The organism is Agrobacterium sp. H141 (genome assembly GCF_057158725.1).
On the sequence record NZ_JBXENI010000003.1, the window covers coordinates 245,117 to 261,990 of the forward strand.

Consider the following 16,874-nt stretch of genomic DNA (forward strand, 5'->3'; position numbering starts at 1 on the left):
GTCAGCGGCCTTTCATTTCCAGCCGCCAGCGCTGCACCGGATCGAGCGCGATGCGCAGCCAGTTCGACAGCAGGTTGAGCGACATGGTGGTCAGGATGATGGCAAGCCCCGGCCAGAAGGACAGCCACCAGGCATTGGTGAGATATTGGCGGCCTTGCGAAATCATCAGGCCCCAGGTGATTTCGGGCGGCTGAATGCCGATGCCGAGGAAAGACAACGCGCTTTCAGCCAGCATTACATAGGCGAAATCGAGCGTGGCAAGCGTGGTCAGCGTGGGGAACACCACGGGCAGAATATGGCGAAACAGGATGCGCTTGCCGGAGGCCCCCATGACCCGGGCCGCCTGTACGAACATGCGCTCTCGGATTTCCAGCACCTCGGCGCGTGTGGTGCGCAGATAAACCGGAATGCGGGTGATCGCCAGAACCAGCATGAGGTTCAGGATCGACGAGCCCAGCACATAGAGCACGATCACTGCAATCAGCAACGACGGGAACGACATGATCACATCGGCAAACCGCATGATGATCTGGCTGACGCGGGCGGAAGCGACGCCGGCAATGAGACCCAGCACGGTGCCGATGACCGAGGAAAGAAGGACGGCGCCGGCAGCGACCATCAGTGTGTTCTGGGTGGCGACAATGATGCGGGCAAAAAGCGGGCGACCAAGGGCATCGGCACCCATCCACCAGAACCAGGCGCGCTCAAAATCGAAGGGTGCGAGATTGCGGCCGCGCAGGTTCTGCTTGGTGGCGACATCGCCAAGCCAGGCAGGACCGAGCAATGCGAAGACCAGCATCATCACGAGGAAGATGGCTGCACACAGCGCGAATTTGTCGGCAAGAAGCATGCGTCCGAGACGAATGACGAAAGGAGGCTCGGCTGCGGAAAGGCTGTCTGTTGATGGCATTGCCATGCGTCTGTCCTCTCAGTGACGGATGCGAGGATCGAGCAGCGCATAGGCAAGATCGATCAGTAGGTTCATGACAAAGATGGCAAGCGCAGTGACCAGAATGGCCGCAAGAACCACATTGAAGTCGCGTTGCAGAATGGAATCGATCATCAGCTTGCCGACGCCCGGAAAGCCGAAAATGGTTTCCACGATCACTGCCCCGTTGAGCAGGCTTGCAGCCTGGTCGCCGATCACGGTGATGACCGGAAGCATGGCATTGCGTAGCGCATGAATGAAGATGATCGGGCCCGATTTGACGCCCTTGGCACGGGCTGTCTTCACATAGGCTGACGACAGCGCTCCGATCATCGAGCCGCGCACGACCTGGACGATAATGCCGAAGGGGCGAACGAAGAGCACGGCGATCGGCAAGATCCAGTGCGATATGGAACCCGTGCCGGAGGTCGGCAGGACGGCGAGCTGGATGGAAAAGACAACGATGGCAACGATTGCCAGCCAGAAATCCGGCACCGACGCGCCGATCAGTGAAATGATCGAGGAAAACCGGTCGAAGAAGCCACCAGACCGGAATGCCGCGAGTGAACCGACGACGATGGCGGCACCGGTCACCAGCGACATGGTGATAACGGCAAGCCACAGCGTCCAGACAAAGGCTTCCAGCACCACGTCGAGGGCAGGGCGCGCCTTGCGCAGCGACTCTCCCAGATTGCCGGTAAGCACGTCGCCAACATAATGGGCAAATTGCACAAGCAGAGGATCGTTCAGGCCATGCAATTCGCGAAACTGGTTCTTCATCTCCGCTGAGGCTTCAACCGGCAGGAAGAGTGCGGCCGGATCACCGGTCAGGCGTGACAGGAAAAACACCATCACCAAAAGCCCGACGAGGGAGAAGAGGCTGGCCAAAGCCCGTTTGCGGATGAATCTGAACATGCTTGCCTCGGTCTCGGTTGACGGCGGGCATGGCCCGCCGTCGGTATGTCCTGGATCTCGGCGAGCGGGTCGCCGAAACCGTTACTTGATCTTGATTTCGGACAGCTGGAGCATGGAGTTTGTTGCCATGGTCGGAGTGTAGTCCAGGCGCTCGGAGACCCTGGAGAAACCGACCATGTGGAACAGCAGCACATCGGCCACGACATCGTCATGGAGATAGGCAATCAGCTCCGACCACAACTCGGCGCGCTCGTCGCCGGTGGCAGCAGAGGCCCGCGCAATGAGGTCATCGACCTTGGCATCGGAGAAGCCCGACTGGGTACCCTTCGAGTCATATTTGAAGAACATCGAGAAGGATGGATCACCCTTGGAATTGTCGTGCATAGCAGCAACGAGCTGCGGACCGCGACCTTCCTTGAACGGCTTGGAATAGTAGACTTCGTGTTCGGCCACTTCGACGAATTTCAGCTCGATGTTGAAGCCGACTTCCTGAAGCTGCGCCTGGATCGCTTCCATGATCTCAGTGACATTCGGGAAGTTTGCAGAGCGCGCAATGATGGTGATTGGCGTATCGACCTTCACGCCGTCGGCCTTGGCCTCTTCCAGCAGCTTGCGGGCTTCAGCCGGATCGTAAGGGAATACCTTGACGTCCGGGTTCCAGCCAAGGGTTGGCGGCGGCACGATGGCTGTTGCCAGGATCGCGCCTTCCGGAACCAGCGTACCGAGGAAGGCATCACGATCGATGGCAAGGTTCAACGCCTTGCGAATTCTCACGTCATTGAGCGGCGCGATATTATGGTCGATGCGAAGATAGACAGTTTCGCTGTCGAGATAGGAAAAATCGGTGGCCGGATTTGTGGCTTCGATCTGGGAGATCGAGGGGGAGATATCGGCCTCTCCGGTCTGCACCATGGCAGCGCGAACGGACGGGTCGGCGCGGAACAGATATGTGGCCTCGGTCACGTCGGGCTTGTCGCCCCAATAATCGTCGCGCTCTGTGAGAACAATGCGCTGGCCGGGGGTCCATTCCGTCAGCTTGTATGGGCCGGTGCCGACAGGCTCGCGGACGAACTCCATCGGTGTTTCTTCCGGCACGATGGTCAAAAGCGATAGCAGAAGCGGCAGGATCGGCTGGGCCGGATCGACTGTCACGTCAATGGTATTGTCATCGACGACGGTCGGCGTGATCGTCATGCCCCCGAAATACCGGCGCGACTCGCAGGCATTCTTGTCGCTCATCACCCGTTCAATGCTGTGCTTGACGTCTTTCGCATCGAATGATGTGCCGTCCGAAAAGGTTACGCCTTCACGAAGATGGAAGCGCCATGTGCCCGGCTCCGTTTCTTCCCAGCTTGTTGCCAGACGCGGCATCAGGCCCTTGTCGCCACGAACATCGAGTTCGGTCAATGTCTCAGACACATTCTGCATGATGACACGGCCGATATTCGAGCGGGTCGCCATGCAAGGCTCAAGCAGATCGGCCTCTTCCGGCAGAACGATCGTGATTGGGCCCGGAGCGGCCTGGGCCGAAGACAGCGTTGAGCCCAGCAGCAGTGCTGCGAGCAATAGTGATCTTTTCATTGGGTTCTCCTCCCTTTTGAATGCGCAGTGTAACGGCTGGCAAGTGCGGGCACCGGGTGCAGGCAGCACATTTGGATACCCTCCGCGACTATCGCCCTGTGACGGAACATTCCTCCCGCGTCATTGAGCTTTTCACGTTGACCAAAACATCCAACGTGACGACAAGTTTGTCAAATTATTTTACGTTTCTGATTTCAGATATTTTTTATTTACAAATTAAATAACACAAAAACAACACTTTAGGCATAACATCAGGATGATTACCGCGACGATTTAAAACCTATAAAACTTGACAACTTTGTAAAAGTGACGATTGTCGCCACCATGGAGGAGTATTCTATGACACCTGACGACATCGCCCGATCCATGACAGGCGTGCTTGAAAATTCGGCGCCCGGCAGACACGAAGCCTTGCTGCCATCGCCCATGGTGCAGAACCATGCAGCTTTCCTGCATATGCTTGGAAATGGTGATCTCGTATGTGCCTGGTTCGGCGGAACGCTGGAAGGGAAGTCGGATATCTCCATCTTCGCCTCCGTGCTGGCGGCGGGCGCGAGCGCGTGGGGCAAACCCCAGCGACTAAGCTTCGATCCGGATCATTCCGAGCAGAACCCCGTGCTGTTTCCGGCACCCGATGGCCGGCTTTTGCTGTTTCACACCTCGCAGCCTTCCGGCAATCAGGATGAGTGCCAGATCCGCATGGCCGAAATCCGCCGCGATCAGCACGATCCCGCTGTCCTTCACGCCGAAGAAGGGCGCTATCTCGATCTGCCGCGCGGCTGTTTCGTGCGCGCGCCTTTGGTGGTGCGCGAAGACGGTGCATGGATGTTGCCGATTTTCCGCTGCATTCAACGCCCCGGCCAGAAATGGAATGGCAGCCACGACCGTGCAGCGGTTGGTATTTCAATGGATGGCGGCAAAAGCTGGACGCTCGAAGATCTGGACCAGTCCACCGGCTGTGTCCATATGAGCCCGGTCGCTATGGATGATGGGCATTTCGCCGCATTCTTTCGCCGCAGGCAAGCCGATTTCGTCTACCGCACTGAAAGCACAGACGGCGGGCGCACCTGGTCTGCGCCTGCGGCGACAGACCTGCCCAATAACAATTCTTCCATCGCCGCCATTCGGCTGAAGGATGGTACCATCGCGATGATCTGCAATCCGATCAATGCCGAATTGTCGCCCGATCGTCGCGCTTCGCTCTACGATGAACTGGGCGAGGATGACGCAAGGCCGGATGCAGATCCGACCGGCGGTTGCGTGCCGGTCTGGGGCGTTCCGCGTGCGCCGGTTATCGTAGCCGTGTCGCAGGATAACGGATGCAGCTTTCCACATCGCATCCTGATCGAAGACGGACCCGGCACCTGCCTTTCCAACGATTCCATCGATGGCCGCAACAAGGAGATGTCCTATCCCTGGTTGCTGGAGGGTCAAGACGGCAGCCTTCATATCGCCTACACCTATCACAGGCGCGCTATAAAATATGTCCGTCTGGCGCCCGGTTGGGCCAGCGCGGCAGGGAGACAAGCATGAGCAATATCATCGGCATTACCATGGGCGACCCCTGTGGAGTTGGCCCCGAAATCACCGTCAAGGCACTGGCCGAGATGTCTCCCAAGGATCGGGACGCGACTCGTATCTACGGCAATCTGGCAACGCTGGAAGCGGCCCGCGAGGCCCTTGGTCTGACGCTGGATCTGAAGCCTTTCGTCGTCGATCTGCCCGTCGAAGGTGCGCCGCTTGCCTGGGGAACACTCTCTCCAGTCGCCGGCGACGCGGCCTTCCGCTTTATCGAAAAGGCCGTGCGCGATGCCGAGGCCAATGCGATTGGCTGTATTGTGACTGCCCCGATCAACAAGGAAGCGCTGAATCTGGCGGGCCATCACTATGACGGTCACACCGGAATGTTGCGCAGCCTGACCGGCTCGACCGCAGCCTATATGCTGCTCGCATCGGAGCGGTTGAAGGTCATTCATGTCTCGACCCATGTGTCGTTGCAGGAGGCAATCCGCCGCGCGACGACCGAGCGCGTGCTTGCCACCATTCGCGCGGGCGATGCCCACCTGAAACGCATTGGCTATGACAGCCCGCGCATTGCCGTTGCCGGTCTCAATCCGCACTGCGGCGAGAACGGGCTGTTCGGCACTGAAGATGACGACCAGATCGCACCTGCTGTGGCGGCGGCGAAGTCCGAAGGCATCAATGTGGAAGGCCCGATTTCGGCGGATACGGTCTTCCATCGGGCCTATTCGGGCGGTTTCGATCTGGTCGTCGCCCAGTATCACGATCAGGGCCATATCCCGATCAAGCTGGTTGCCTTCGATACAGCCGTCAACGTTTCCGTCGATCTGCCGATTGACCGCACGTCGGTTGATCATGGAACCGCCTTCGACATCGCTGGCCGCGGGATCGCCAATCACGGCAACATGAACTCCGCCATCGCCTATGCCCGCAAGCTCGTGGCCGGCCGGGACGAGACGAGGAACGCGTCATGATGGCAACACAGATCACGCTTCATCAGCCGCGCCGCCTCGTCGTCGGCCCAGGCTCCATCGAACAGGTCGGAGCCTGGGCGCATGACGCCGCATCAACGCTCGTCATCGCCACACCGATCACATCCGGTTTTGCCGACCGCTTGAAGCTTTCCGGAAAGGTCGTCGTCTTTGATGCCATTCCGGGGGAACCGGATATCGCAACGCTTGAGGCAGCGCTGAGTTCGGCGCGCGAACTAAAGCCGGACCTCGTTGTCGGCTTGGGTGGCGGTTCCGTCATGGATGTAGCCAAGCTGGTCGCCGCCCTTTGGGACAGCGAGCAGACGCTGGCCGATGTCACCGGTCCCAATCGTGTCGGCGGACGAAACACGCGTCTGGCGCAAGTCGCAACGACGGCCGGTACAGGATCGGAGGCCGGCATCCGCTCATTGATCACCGATCCGGGCAAAGGCAACAAGATCGCCGTTGAAAGCCCGCATCTGATTGCCGATCTGGCCGTGCTCGATCCGGAACTGACCTATAGCGTTCCACCTGCCGTGACGGCTGCGACCGGTGTCGACGCCATGGCGCATTGCGTTGAGGCCTTCACCAACCGCAAGGCCCACCCGATGATCGACGGGTTTGCGCGCATGGGCTTTCATCTGGTGGGGAAGTTTCTGGCGCGCGCCGTAAAGGACGGTGCCGATACCGAAGCACGCGAGGGCATGATGCTCGCCTCTTATTATGGCGGTATTTGTCTGGGGCCGGTAAACACGGCTGCGGGACACGCCATCTCCTATCCGCTCGGCACATTGCTACATTTGCCGCACGGTCTCGCCAATGCGATTATCTTCCCCCATGTGCTGGCGTTCAATCAGCCGGTGGTCGCAGCCAAAACGGCTGAGGTGGCCTTGGCGCTGAACCTTGGAGAAGGGCTGTCGCAAGCCGATCTTCGCTCTGCCGCCCACGGCTTCTGTGCTGACCTCGGAATCGAGATGTCGCTCGCGGCCCATGGGGCAACCGAAGGGGATCTGGCGCGATACGCCAGTGATGCCCATGCGATCAGACGATTGATGGATAATAACCCCATCGACATGAGTGAGACAGACGTTCTGGAGATCTACCGCGGGGCCTTCTAGGCATTGCCTGGACCCGCCTTGTGTCTCCCGCCAGGAAATTTTCCTCCCCCTTGGCGGGAGACGCAAGAAACGCTTGAGAATAAAATGCGCGTATAGAAACGCATCGAGCATAGGACAACACGCCAGGGTCGTAATCTGCGCCGCCCTTTATTTGTAATTCACCAGCGTCAATTGCTTGACAAATATGAATAAAATTTGGAAATTTAGATAACAACAGCTAGCGGGCGCCAATTTTCATGCTTGTCATTCTCGCCGACGATCTAACGGGAACGCTCGATTCTGCTGCACCTTTTGCCGGCCGCGGCCTGGCAACCGAAGTGGTGCTTCATCCAGACGCGCTGGATGAAGCCCTCGCTCAGGCGCCTGACGTGCTGGCCGTCAATCTCAGATCGAGAGAAATAACAGCCAGTGAGGCCGCACGCGCGACGGCAGAAGCGCTGAAGCGGTTGCCCGTGGGTGTGCGAATATTCAAGAAGGTCGACTCGCGCCTGAAGGGCAATATCGTGGCCGAGCTCGATGCGATGTCGTTTGAACGGGCGCTGGTCGCGCCGGCTATTCCCGACTTCGGTCGATTGGTTGTTGGCGGTCATGTGCGCGGCTTCGGCATTGAGACGCCGATTGCCGTGGCCGAAAAACTGGGTCCCCATGCGGCCCGCGCCCATATTCCCGACACATCATCACAAGATGAGATGCTCACCTCACTGAAATTGGCGGAAAATGAGGGCTTTGACTTGCTGATCGGCGCCAGAGGCCTTGCCGATAGCCTGGCCCAAACAATGACGTCAAAGGAGCCGCAGCCTTTGATCGCTGTGCCGGAAGTCCCGACGCTGATCGTTGTCGGTTCGCGTGATCCGATCACGGTTAAACAGGTTGATGATCTTCGAAGCCGCTGCGTGATCGACTATGTCGCAGCGCCCAGTGGTGAGTGTGACACTTCCCCCGCCCGATCGCGTGAGATGGTTGTCGTCGTGCAGGCCACGGAAGGGTCAGCACCCGTTCAACCGTTAGAGATGTCTGCAAATCTTGCCAATATGGTTGTTCCGGCGTTCACCGACCGTGCATCTACTCTTGTGCTCACCGGCGGAGCGACTGCCGAAGCCGTTCTTGAGAAGATGGGTATATTGCGCTTCCGGCTTCTGGGCGAATGCATGCCCGGCATGGGGCTCGCCATTGCCGACGGGCGCCATATCGTCACCAAGTCGGGCGGCTTCGGCCAACCCGATACACTGCTAAAACTGGTGCGACAGATCCTGAGAAAGGCGGCCTGACGATGGGACTTCAGCAAGGAACGTCCCGCAAGGGTCTGCCAGACATGGTGTTCGAACGGATACACCGCGCCATCAAGTCGGGTTCCTACAAGCCGGACGAACGATTGCCGACGGAGCACGACATGGCAATCGAGTTCGAAGTATCCCGGCCCGTGATCCGCGAGGCATTGCGGCGGTTGCGCGAGCAGGGACTTATCTATTCGCGCCGCGGTGCCGGCAGTTTCATCCGCTCCACCGGTCTGCGCGAGCCGCTCGGTTTCGGCCAACTCGAAAACGTGGCTGATCTGCTCAATTGCTACGAGTTTCGCCTGACGCTTGAGCCGGCAGCAGCAGCAGCAGCAGCAGCCCGCCACACACCCGAAGATCTCGATGCCATCAGGCGGGCACTCGAATTGTTGCGCGATGCCACCAACAGGCAATCCCACCGCGAAGATGCAGACTACCAGTTCCATCTGTCCATCGCGCGCGCCGCCCAGAACAATTACTTCTCCACCGCGATGGAAGCTTTGAAGGAGCATATTGCCGTTGGCATGAAGTTCCACGGGGCGTCGGTCAAGCGTGAGGCGAGCGGGCTTTCGCGTGTCTTTGCCGAGCATGAAACCATTGCCAGGGCTATCGCAGATGGCGACGCGGATCTGGCACGCGAGATGATGCTGAAACATCTGACAGGCTCCCGCGACCGACTGTTTCTCGCCTCGCGATAAGGTCCATTTCCCCGGATAACTGCCCGTCCGCATGCGCCTGGCCTTGAACGCCCGAAGCGCTATGTCTTATTTTATAGCTTGAATTCAATTTTTGCGTGCTACATTGTGTTTTAACGACCAAGGGTGGGGCGGTCGTTTCTGAATAGTCATTGGTGGCCCTGATCGCGAACGCGCAATAACAAGCGGGTTTAGCGCTGATGAGACTGTTCGAGCGGGGGTGTGGCCAGTGTTTGGGACTGACTACAGGACAGCGAAATTCGGCGATGACGTGGCGCATTTTACCGTCGCCGAAGCACGGGTATTAAAGGTGCTCTCACGCAATGCCGGGCGCACGCTGACGCGCGACCAGATACTGGACGCTGTGTCCGACGTCGGCTCGGACAAAAGCGACCGTAGCGTGGACTTTCTGATCAATCGCGTCAGGCGCAAACTTGGCGACAGTCCCAGAGATCCCCGTTTCATAGGCACCCGCTATGGCGGAGGTTATGTGTGGCTCGGTCCCCCACCGGTGGTCATGGATGTCCAGAAGATCGTCGAAGCGGAGGCCGTGATCGGCCCGGTGCGCGGACTGGATCTTCTCGGCGCGGCAAGCGGTGCAGGAGAAGCCTTTGCTGGCTATCTGGCAAAAGCCCTGGAGGCGGAGATCGAGCGGAGTGTCCCGGTTGAACCCGACTTTGATCCCACAAAGCAGCCATCGGACGGACCGGCACGCTTCAACCTGGAAATCTCCTTTTTCCGCGTCGCCGAGCGCCCCGAATGCGTCGTGACATGCTGGTCGCGTATTTCCGGCGGCGTGTTCTTCGTTGAGCGCATGACATTGATCCGCGAAGGGGCTCCCTATCCGAGTTTGCGACGAGAAGCAGATCGCCTGATCCCCCTCATCCTGTTGGCGCGCTGGCGCTGTGAAATGGGCTATAAGATTTCAAGCGAACCACTGGCTGTGGCGATGCAGAATGCCTCCTTCAATGAGAAGAGCACCGCCAAGGCCTGGCTGGAGAATAATGTTCATCTCAGCAAGATGCGTGCTGACCACCCTGATGACCCGGAAATTGCCGTCAGCTATGCGCATCATCTGCATTCCAGGGTGATCATCCACGGACGCGATCTCTTCCAGACTGGCGCAGATGCATGCCGGTCCATCGACACCGAGATAGAACAGCTTGTCCAAGGTGCCCTGCCTGGCTGCCAGGACAAGCCCGAACTGTTGATGATTGCCGCAAAGCTGCTCTACTATGTCGATCGCAGTTACAAGTCTCTGGCCCTTGAACTCGCGCAACGAGCCTACAGTCAGAGTACAACGATTGCGTCCTCGCTTGCGATTTTCGGGCAATTGCGGGCATTTACGGGCGATACCGACGGAGCTCTTGTCTTGTTACGGCAGGCCGAGGCTTTGGCGATGCCAAAATCGCGCTTTCGGCATTATGTTCAGGTTTTCATCTGTCAGGCCTTGATTGCGGCTGATGATCGCGCGGCGCTGGAGCCTGTGCGGGCGCAAGTCTACAATTTCCATCCCCTGGCGCGGCTTCTCTATGAGTTGGTCATGACGGATGCCGAGCAGCCGTCCCTGCGCGCCAAGGGTGCCATGCTCACGATGTCGAGGTCCCGCGCCTGCGGCGTTCTTCGCTTCCTCCATCACATCCATTCCAGATTGTTCGATGATCCCGAGCACAGAGTAAACGCTCTGCGCACCCCGGTAGCACTTTTCGTGCGCCGGTTCGGTCACACCGTTGTCCCTGCGGAACTTGTCGCCTCTGCCCCATCGCTGTTCGAGCGCTCATCCGACTAAACGTGAGTTGCAAATCATTGTGCAACAATTGCCCCCGACTCTCGCGCCTTAAGGGAAGGCGGGGTTTCGCGCAGATTTAGTCCAATATCCACCCGGTCTCTCGACCAGAGATCACTGCGTGCAAGCGCCCGCCTGTTAAAGGTTTGGGGGCAATTCATCATGGCAGGGACAAACACCACGAGACGGCTGGACATATTGGTCGTGGGCACAGGATTTTATCAGGGGTTCAATCCCGTTGTCGCGGCGGTCACGACTTTGCTGGTCGGCGCACTCGTCTTGGCGCTGGTCGCCGCGCCAATTGCCTCCGGCAACGTGCTGGAAATACTCAAGCATATGACGCTCACCTTTTTCGCCGGCTGGTACGTCTATCTTCTCGCCATCTTCGTGATTTTCTGCCTGGTGCTGGTCATGCTTCCAGTTGCAGGCCGCATTACGCTTGGCCCGGACGGCGCTCCGCCCCGACACAGCACGGCAGCGTGGTTGTCGATGATGTTCTGCTCGGGCATCGGTATCGGCGTGCTGGTCTTTTCTGTGAGCGAACCGATTTCCCACTTCAAGACCAATCCTGCCCTGCTGGAAGGGGCCGTCCTTCCCGGATCCCACGATGCGGCCATTTCAGCCATGCGCTTCGTCTTTCTGCATTGGGGTTTATCGGCATGGGCCTGCTATGCGGTAACCGCATTGGCACTCGGTCTCGCCTGTCACCGTTTCGGTCAACCCATGGCCATGCGGTCGGCGGTTGCACCATTGTTCGGCAAGCGGCTTGAAGGAATGGGAGGGCATATTGTCGATGTGCTCTCGCTGATGGCGATCATCGCTGGCATCACCACCACCATCGTGCTTGGGCTCGAACAGATTTGCTCCGGCCTGTCCGTGCTGACCGGCAATGCCTTCTTTGCAGATCAGTTTGGCAATCCTCCGCTTGCAGCGCTCCTGACGATGCTGGTGGTCTCGATCTCGTGTGCCATCGGCTCGATCATTTCCGGGCCGCATCGCGGGGTCAAATGGGTGTCGCAGCTCGGTATTCTGATTGTCTTTGCCGTCTTGCTCGTCTTCGTGATTTTCGGTGGCGGTGCCGAACTGTTCAACGTCTTCATCCAGTCGTCCTGGCGCTATGTGACAACTTTACCGGCGCAGATTGCCACGCTCTATGATCCCACCGGCTCACTGACGTCTAAAGCCCAAAGTGAGTGGCAAAACCAGTGGACGGTATTTTACTGGGCGTGGTGGATTGCGTTTTCACCCTTTGTCGGCCTGTTTCTGGCCCGCATATCCTATGGCCGCTCGGTGCGCGAATTCATCCTCGGTGCCATGCTGGCACCCGCAGCCATGTGCTTCGTCTGGTTTTCAGCCACCGGAGGTTCGGTCTTGCTGATGGAACTCGATGGCCGCGCTGCCGGGCGCATATTGGAGGCGGAACATGCGTTTCGGATCTACGCCGCCGTCGATGTGATGCTCGAAAACGCAAGCAGCTTCGCCTATGTGGTCAAAGCCGTGCTGGTCTTCCTGTTTCTGGTGCTGATCATCGCCTCGTCGACGGCTGCGATCATTGCCATCAAGTCCATTGGGGCGGCCGGCAGCGACCATGGCGAAACGCCGTTTCACTCCATGACCTGGGCTGTCGTCATTGCCGCTATCACCGGCGCGGTCATGGCCGTTGGAGGTGTGGATTCCATCCGCGACGTCATGATTGTCGGCGCGGTGCCATTCTCCTTCATCATGGCCCTGATGCTCGTCTCTGTGGTCCTGATGATTGTCGAGGCTGCCCGAACCACCAGACGGGCTCGTCCACCACTCGGCCAGCCCTCAGTCGCTCAAGAACTGCAATAGCCGCTGTTCCATCGATCTTAAACCTTGCCTTGGGCGTTGAGGGGTCGAAACTATGCCGTTGAGGGATGTCGCCAGTTCCGGATCGCTTGCCAGCTGCAGCACTTTTGGGTGGATGTAGCTTTTACGGGAGACTGCCGGGGTATTGGAAAGTTCGGCTGCAGCCGCTTGCGACATGCTTTTGACGGTTGGTTTTTCGTCTCTGCCGATCGCCTCTGCCGCCTGGCCGAAGGCCGCAACGGTTCCACCCCATGTGCGGAAGGTCTTGGCCGAAATGGCAACGCCACTGATGTCGCAGAGATAGCGGTTCAACTGACCGGAATCGACCGGATGAATGTCTCCGTCACTGTCTTGCCATACGAAGAGTTTGCGACCCGGCAAATCGGCGATGCGCTCCAGTATCCGCTGCAATCGTGGCACACGCAGCTTGTGGCGAACCCTGCGGCCTCCCTTGGCCGTGAATTTGAGTTCCAGCCCTTCGTCGAACGACAGGTGGCGTTTGAGCAGGGTGGTTGCGCCATAGGTGCCGTTGGTCTCAAGATAATAGCTATTGCCCACCCGCAGATGCGCAGCATCGAGCAGCAAGACAAGCGCTGCCAATGTTGCGGTCTGGCTATCTTCGGTCCGTTCTGAGTCCAGCCGGGCCTTGCGCCGGATCCTCGGCAAGGCCTCGCCGAAAGATCGAAGCTCGTGATATTTCCGCTCATCCCTCAGGGCCTGCCAGTCGGCATGATAGCGATATTGTTTGCGTCCGCGATCATCGAGACCTGTTGCCTGCAAATGACCGTTTTCGAGCGTGCAGATCCAGACGTCACGATAGGCGGGCGGTATGCCGAGCGCCTTGATCCGCTGCCTGATCTGCTCGTCGCTGAGCAAATCGCCGGATGGCAATTTATAGCAGAAGCCACGCCCCCGACGGTGGCGTGTAAGACCGGGATCCTGATCGCTCACATAGACCAGACCTGCCTTGCGCAGGATCCGTGGCTCAAGACTGTCACTCATCGCTTTACTGAAACCTGATCAACCATCCAGCAGTAAAGCCGAAAGCTGTCGCCATGTTCCCGAGCGGGTGCTTTTCCGGCTGTGGGCTTTATCTGGCTCTGACGTCTTTGCCGATCGAACGGAAGATATCCAGATTGAGCGCATCCAGATCGTCATCGGCAGGTATCGGCTGACAGGAAAGCTTGACGATGGTCAGACCTGCAACCGGATCGACATAAATCCACTGACCATGGATGCCGATGGCGCAAAATTCGCCCGGGACCTGATCCGGAATATACCACTTCGAGCGGTAGCGGGCCGAGGCAAAGAGGTCGGTCATGTCGCCACGCGCCCATGGGCCGTGGTCGCCACCCTCCAGAATATCGTCGATCCAGGTCTGCGGTATCACCTGGCGGTCGCCAACGCGGCCCTTCAGGCGCATCAACTCGCCGATGCGGGCAAGATCCGAAAGCGTTGTGCAGATACCGCCTGCTGTTCGTGCACCACCCTGCCGGTCGACGGTGATCAATCCGTCTGTGCCGGCACCCATCGGCTGCCAGAGATAGCGCGTGAGAATGTCCGCCATGGAAAGCCCGCTGGCGCGTTCCAGAATCCAGCCCAGCGCGTCGGAATTGGGCGAAACATAGTGGAACTTGTCGCCATGTGCACCCTCTCCGCGCCGCATGGTGGCGATGAAAGCGTGCAGACCACCTTCATAGGCAAAATTGCCCTCCGGGTCCCAATCCATGGCGACGCGGTAGCGGGAGACATCGCCCTTGGGGTCGAGATAATCCTCGTTGAATTCGATTGCGACCGTCATATCGAGAACGTGGCGGACGGTGCAATCGCCATAAGCGGTGCCAGCCAGTTCCGGCAGATAGTGGATCACCGGAAGGTCGACATCAAGTTCGCCGCGCTCGACAAGCACACCGGCAACCGTGGCCGTGATCGACTTGCTGACGGAAAAGACGATATGTGGCGTATCGGCATCCAGCGCCGGGCCATAGCGTTCGGCAACAATCTCACCCTCGCGCAGGATCATGAAACCATCGGTAAAACTCGCATCCAGCGCTTCGCTGACAGTCTGGCCGGACGATAGCCGAATTGCATCGAGATCGAGGGCTGGCCCATGGGAGAGCGGCGCTGACTGCGTCCCCGCCTTGATCGTATCCGTCTTCACCAACCGATCGACATGGCTGAAGCCCCATGTGTTGTGGGGCGCTTTGCGCCAATTGGAAAGGGTTGCTTGCGGTGTCTCGGTCATATCAAGGCTCACATTGTGTTCAGGCAACAAATTCGGCGCTTTCGCGAAGGTGGATGACTGTCGCTCCATCCGCACGGAAGGCATTGGTCACGGCGGCTTCCAGTTCGATATAGTGTTCAGGCTCTGCCGTATAGCAACCGCAAGCCTTCGCCAACGCCCCGAAATCCGGATTGCGCTGATTGACGCCAATGGTTGGAATATTCCGCTCCATCATCCTATGTTGTTCCAAAGAATACGCGAAACTGTTGTTGTCCCAAAGAATGACGGCGAGGGGAAGCTTGTTTTCGACAACCGTTCCAATTCCTCCAACGTGCATTGAAACCCACCATCGCCAACGCTGACGGCGACCGGTATTTCTGCAGCCGCGATCTAGCCGCCGATCGCTGCCGGCAAGGCATAGGGCAGGGCAATCATGGCATACGCCCATGGATCTTTCTCGGAAAGAGCGCCATATCCCAGAAAGCGCACTCGGCGCTTAACGTCATCATAGCTGTCTGCAGGATTGGGAAAGGAGAGGGTCAAGACTGATATCCTCTTTGTGTCCTGGCTGAAATTGGAACGGCCTGACGTCTTGGCGTGACAGGGGACGTCTTGGCGTGACAGGGTAAGGCAGGTTCGGCCAGAGCCTCCGCAAGGTCTTGCTGGGTGCGCATACCCCGTTGAACCTTCATGCCGAGTGACCGGACATTACCCTGTATCGTCTCACTCAAAGCGGGATTGTTCAGAACGCCGGCGTAATCCATCCTTTGCCGTGTAAGTTCTGCATCGGCAACATCGATTTGGCGGTAGAGAGGCCCGGAAGACATGGCGTCCTCCTTGTTTGGGGCCAGGGTAAATTCCGCCCTGAAAATAGCAACGCCCGTGTAATGGCTGCCATCACTGTGAAGGTGGGAACGGGAGCGGGCTTTCCAATGCCATCGTGGAGATCGGGGCGCTCATGTGAAGCTTTAGGACACAGGTTGTTCTGTCATCTTGTGTTGCCGGACGTCCGGGCAGACCGCCTGAGGTCCATCGGTCGCATGCCGTAACGTTTGCGAAAGGCGCGACTGAAATAGGCGGGATCGTTGAACCCGAAGTCCAGCGCGACTTGTGTGACCGAAGCAGATGCCCCTCGCAACAACAGTGCCTCCTTGGCGGCATCCAGCCTGCGCTCGAGCAAATAGCGCGAAAAGGTCGTGCCTTCGCCATGCAGCAGTTTCTGTATGGATCTGGGTGACACGCCTTCAGCCTTGGCAATATCGGCAAGGCAAAAGCCACTGTTCGTCAGTTGCTTTGTAATTCGTGCCTTTATGGATGCAAGCCGCCCCGGTGCGCCGCCGCGTTCGCTGCCGTCTGCCAGTTCTGCAGCAAGCACCGGCAGCAGTTGATAGAAATGCCGCACCATCATTTCCGCCTGAATTTCGCTTTGGCGCTGTTGTTGAAGCAGATACCCGGCATAGGTGATGAGGAGTTGAAGCGGCAGGCAGTCATGCGCGATCGGGCGCATCACGATTGCCGATAGCTGCTGAGCCGTACTTCCCAAGGCATGACGGGGCAAATAGGCACAGTCGAGCCGTCCGCCCTGCGGAAGGGCGATCGACAGAGGGTGTCCAGCCGTCGCAAACAGGACTTCTGCGCGCGCGGCCTCGGCATGCTTGTCTTGCTGGGCCACATGCAATGGTCCGTCCATTGCGCGCATAATAAGAATTCCGGACTCGGAAAGACCGTTGGCAGACAGCTTCACCTGTTGTTCCGGCAGATAGAGCGTGGTGATGGCAACTCCGCCATGGGCCCAGAACAACCCGCGTGTCCCCGCAAGCCGGTCTTCCATTTCGGTTTCCACGTCTCCCATCATGTCTCGCAGGATCAGCCTCCAGAGCGGCCTGGAATCGTCCGGAGCTGTCTGCATTCCGAATGCAAGAGGGGTGAGCTGCCTGACATGCTGCACTGTGTACAAACTCCGTTTCGTTCGCCCTGGTCCAAATCCGGTTCGCGACTGTCTGCGCATTGCCGAGGGGATCTCTATAAACA

General features: G+C 58.5%; 15 protein-coding genes. 7 read left to right on the top strand and 8 right to left on the bottom strand.

The window, feature by feature from the left end:
* Position 1 precedes the first annotated feature (1 nt).
* The 3 genes from ACWPM9_RS22965 to ACWPM9_RS22975 all read right to left on the bottom strand — a co-directional run bounded on the left by ACWPM9_RS22965 (position 2) and on the right by ACWPM9_RS22975 (position 3,424).
* On the bottom strand, positions 2-916 hold the full coding sequence (locus ACWPM9_RS22965) for an ABC transporter permease (protein WP_484758126.1): 915 nt from the start codon (positions 914-916) through the stop codon (positions 2-4).
* 12 nt (positions 917-928) lie between these two features.
* Positions 929-1,843, bottom strand: coding sequence for an ABC transporter permease (locus ACWPM9_RS22970; protein WP_428188769.1), 915 nt, complete (start codon positions 1,841-1,843; stop codon positions 929-931).
* 81 nt (positions 1,844-1,924) lie between these two features.
* On the bottom strand, positions 1,925-3,424 hold the full coding sequence (locus ACWPM9_RS22975) for an ABC transporter substrate-binding protein (RefSeq protein ID WP_484758127.1): 1,500 nt from the start codon (positions 3,422-3,424) through the stop codon (positions 1,925-1,927).
* 339 nt (positions 3,425-3,763) lie between these two features.
* Here ACWPM9_RS22975 and ACWPM9_RS22980 point away from each other — a divergent pair, with 339 nt between their 5' ends.
* The 7 genes from ACWPM9_RS22980 to ACWPM9_RS23010 all read left to right on the top strand — a co-directional run bounded on the left by ACWPM9_RS22980 (position 3,764) and on the right by ACWPM9_RS23010 (position 12,622).
* Entirely contained in the window at positions 3,764-4,957 is a 1,194-nt protein-coding gene (locus ACWPM9_RS22980; protein WP_484758128.1) for a sialidase family protein, read from the top strand.
* Positions 4,954-5,919, top strand: coding sequence for a 4-hydroxythreonine-4-phosphate dehydrogenase PdxA (gene pdxA, locus ACWPM9_RS22985; protein WP_428188766.1), 966 nt, complete (start codon positions 4,954-4,956; stop codon positions 5,917-5,919). Before ACWPM9_RS22980 ends, pdxA begins: the two co-directional genes overlap by 4 nt.
* A complete protein-coding gene (locus tag ACWPM9_RS22990) occupies positions 5,919-7,034 on the top strand; it encodes an iron-containing alcohol dehydrogenase (protein WP_484758163.1) in 1,116 nt (371 codons plus the stop codon). Before pdxA ends, ACWPM9_RS22990 begins: the two co-directional genes overlap by 1 nt.
* Positions 7,035-7,270: 236 nt before the next feature.
* On the top strand, positions 7,271-8,302 hold the full coding sequence (locus ACWPM9_RS22995; protein WP_484758129.1) for a four-carbon acid sugar kinase family protein: 1,032 nt from the start codon (positions 7,271-7,273) through the stop codon (positions 8,300-8,302).
* Positions 8,303-8,304: 2 nt separating this feature from the next.
* Positions 8,305-9,006 (top strand): FadR/GntR family transcriptional regulator, encoded by a 702-nt coding sequence (locus ACWPM9_RS23000; RefSeq protein WP_428188764.1) that lies wholly within the window; start codon positions 8,305-8,307, stop codon positions 9,004-9,006.
* Positions 9,007-9,274: 268 nt separating this feature from the next.
* On the top strand, positions 9,275-10,792 hold the full coding sequence (locus ACWPM9_RS23005; protein ID WP_484758130.1) for a winged helix-turn-helix domain-containing protein: 1,518 nt from the start codon (positions 9,275-9,277) through the stop codon (positions 10,790-10,792).
* Positions 10,793-10,951: 159 nt separating this feature from the next.
* Complete coding sequence (locus ACWPM9_RS23010) at positions 10,952-12,622, top strand: BCCT family transporter (protein WP_484758131.1); 1,671 nt, start codon at positions 10,952-10,954, stop codon at positions 12,620-12,622.
* On the opposite strand, the gene ACWPM9_RS23015 is transcribed toward ACWPM9_RS23010, so the two are convergent.
* The 5 genes from ACWPM9_RS23015 to ACWPM9_RS23035 form a co-directional block, all read right to left on the bottom strand.
* Positions 12,599-13,621 carry a DNA topoisomerase IB gene (locus ACWPM9_RS23015; RefSeq protein WP_484758132.1) on the bottom strand — a complete coding sequence of 341 codons (1,023 nt, stop codon included), beginning with the start codon at positions 13,619-13,621 and terminating at the stop codon, positions 12,599-12,601. The two genes, ACWPM9_RS23010 and ACWPM9_RS23015, sit on opposite strands and share 24 nt — an antisense overlap.
* 88 nt (positions 13,622-13,709) lie before the next feature.
* Positions 13,710-14,876: a serine hydrolase domain-containing protein gene (locus ACWPM9_RS23020; RefSeq protein ID WP_484758133.1), complete on the bottom strand. Its 1,167-nt coding sequence runs from the start codon at positions 14,874-14,876 to the stop codon at positions 13,710-13,712.
* A gap of 7 nt (positions 14,877-14,883) precedes the next feature.
* On the bottom strand, positions 14,884-15,291 hold the full coding sequence (locus ACWPM9_RS23025; protein ID WP_484758134.1) for a thiamine pyrophosphate-dependent enzyme: 408 nt from the start codon (positions 15,289-15,291) through the stop codon (positions 14,884-14,886).
* On the bottom strand, positions 15,234-15,386 hold the full coding sequence (locus tag ACWPM9_RS23030; RefSeq protein WP_484758135.1) for a hypothetical protein: 153 nt from the start codon (positions 15,384-15,386) through the stop codon (positions 15,234-15,236). The genes ACWPM9_RS23025 and ACWPM9_RS23030 overlap by 58 nt, the downstream gene beginning before the upstream one ends.
* A 445-nt stretch (positions 15,387-15,831) precedes the next feature.
* Positions 15,832-16,752: a helix-turn-helix transcriptional regulator gene (locus ACWPM9_RS23035; RefSeq protein WP_484758136.1), complete on the bottom strand. Its 921-nt coding sequence runs from the start codon at positions 16,750-16,752 to the stop codon at positions 15,832-15,834.
* Between the last annotated feature and the right edge of the window lie 122 nt (positions 16,753-16,874).

Bases quoted from the DNA above. Each gene is read 5' to 3' on its own strand.
- ACWPM9_RS22965 (WP_484758126.1), bottom strand. From the start codon at position 916: ATGGCAATGCCATCAACAGACAGCCTTTCCGCAGCCGAGCCTCCTTTC.
- ACWPM9_RS22970 (WP_428188769.1), bottom strand. From the start codon at position 1,843: ATGTTCAGATTCATCCGCAAACGGGCTTTGGCCAGCCTCTTCTCCCTC.
- ACWPM9_RS22975 (WP_484758127.1), bottom strand. From the start codon at position 3,424: ATGAAAAGATCACTATTGCTCGCAGCACTGCTGCTGGGCTCAACGCTG.
- ACWPM9_RS22980 (WP_484758128.1), top strand. From the start codon at position 3,764: ATGACACCTGACGACATCGCCCGATCCATGACAGGCGTGCTTGAAAAT.
- pdxA (WP_428188766.1), top strand. From the start codon at position 4,954: ATGAGCAATATCATCGGCATTACCATGGGCGACCCCTGTGGAGTTGGC.
- ACWPM9_RS22990 (WP_484758163.1), top strand. From the start codon at position 5,919: ATGGCAACACAGATCACGCTTCATCAGCCGCGCCGCCTCGTCGTCGGC.
- ACWPM9_RS22995 (WP_484758129.1), top strand. From the start codon at position 7,271: ATGCTTGTCATTCTCGCCGACGATCTAACGGGAACGCTCGATTCTGCT.
- ACWPM9_RS23000 (WP_428188764.1), top strand. From the start codon at position 8,305: ATGGGACTTCAGCAAGGAACGTCCCGCAAGGGTCTGCCAGACATGGTG.
- ACWPM9_RS23010 (WP_484758131.1), top strand. From the start codon at position 10,952: ATGGCAGGGACAAACACCACGAGACGGCTGGACATATTGGTCGTGGGC.
- ACWPM9_RS23015 (WP_484758132.1), bottom strand. From the start codon at position 13,621: ATGAGTGACAGTCTTGAGCCACGGATCCTGCGCAAGGCAGGTCTGGTC.
- ACWPM9_RS23025 (WP_484758134.1), bottom strand. From the start codon at position 15,291: ATGGGCGTATGCCATGATTGCCCTGCCCTATGCCTTGCCGGCAGCGAT.
- ACWPM9_RS23035 (WP_484758136.1), bottom strand. From the start codon at position 16,752: ATGCAGACAGCTCCGGACGATTCCAGGCCGCTCTGGAGGCTGATCCTG.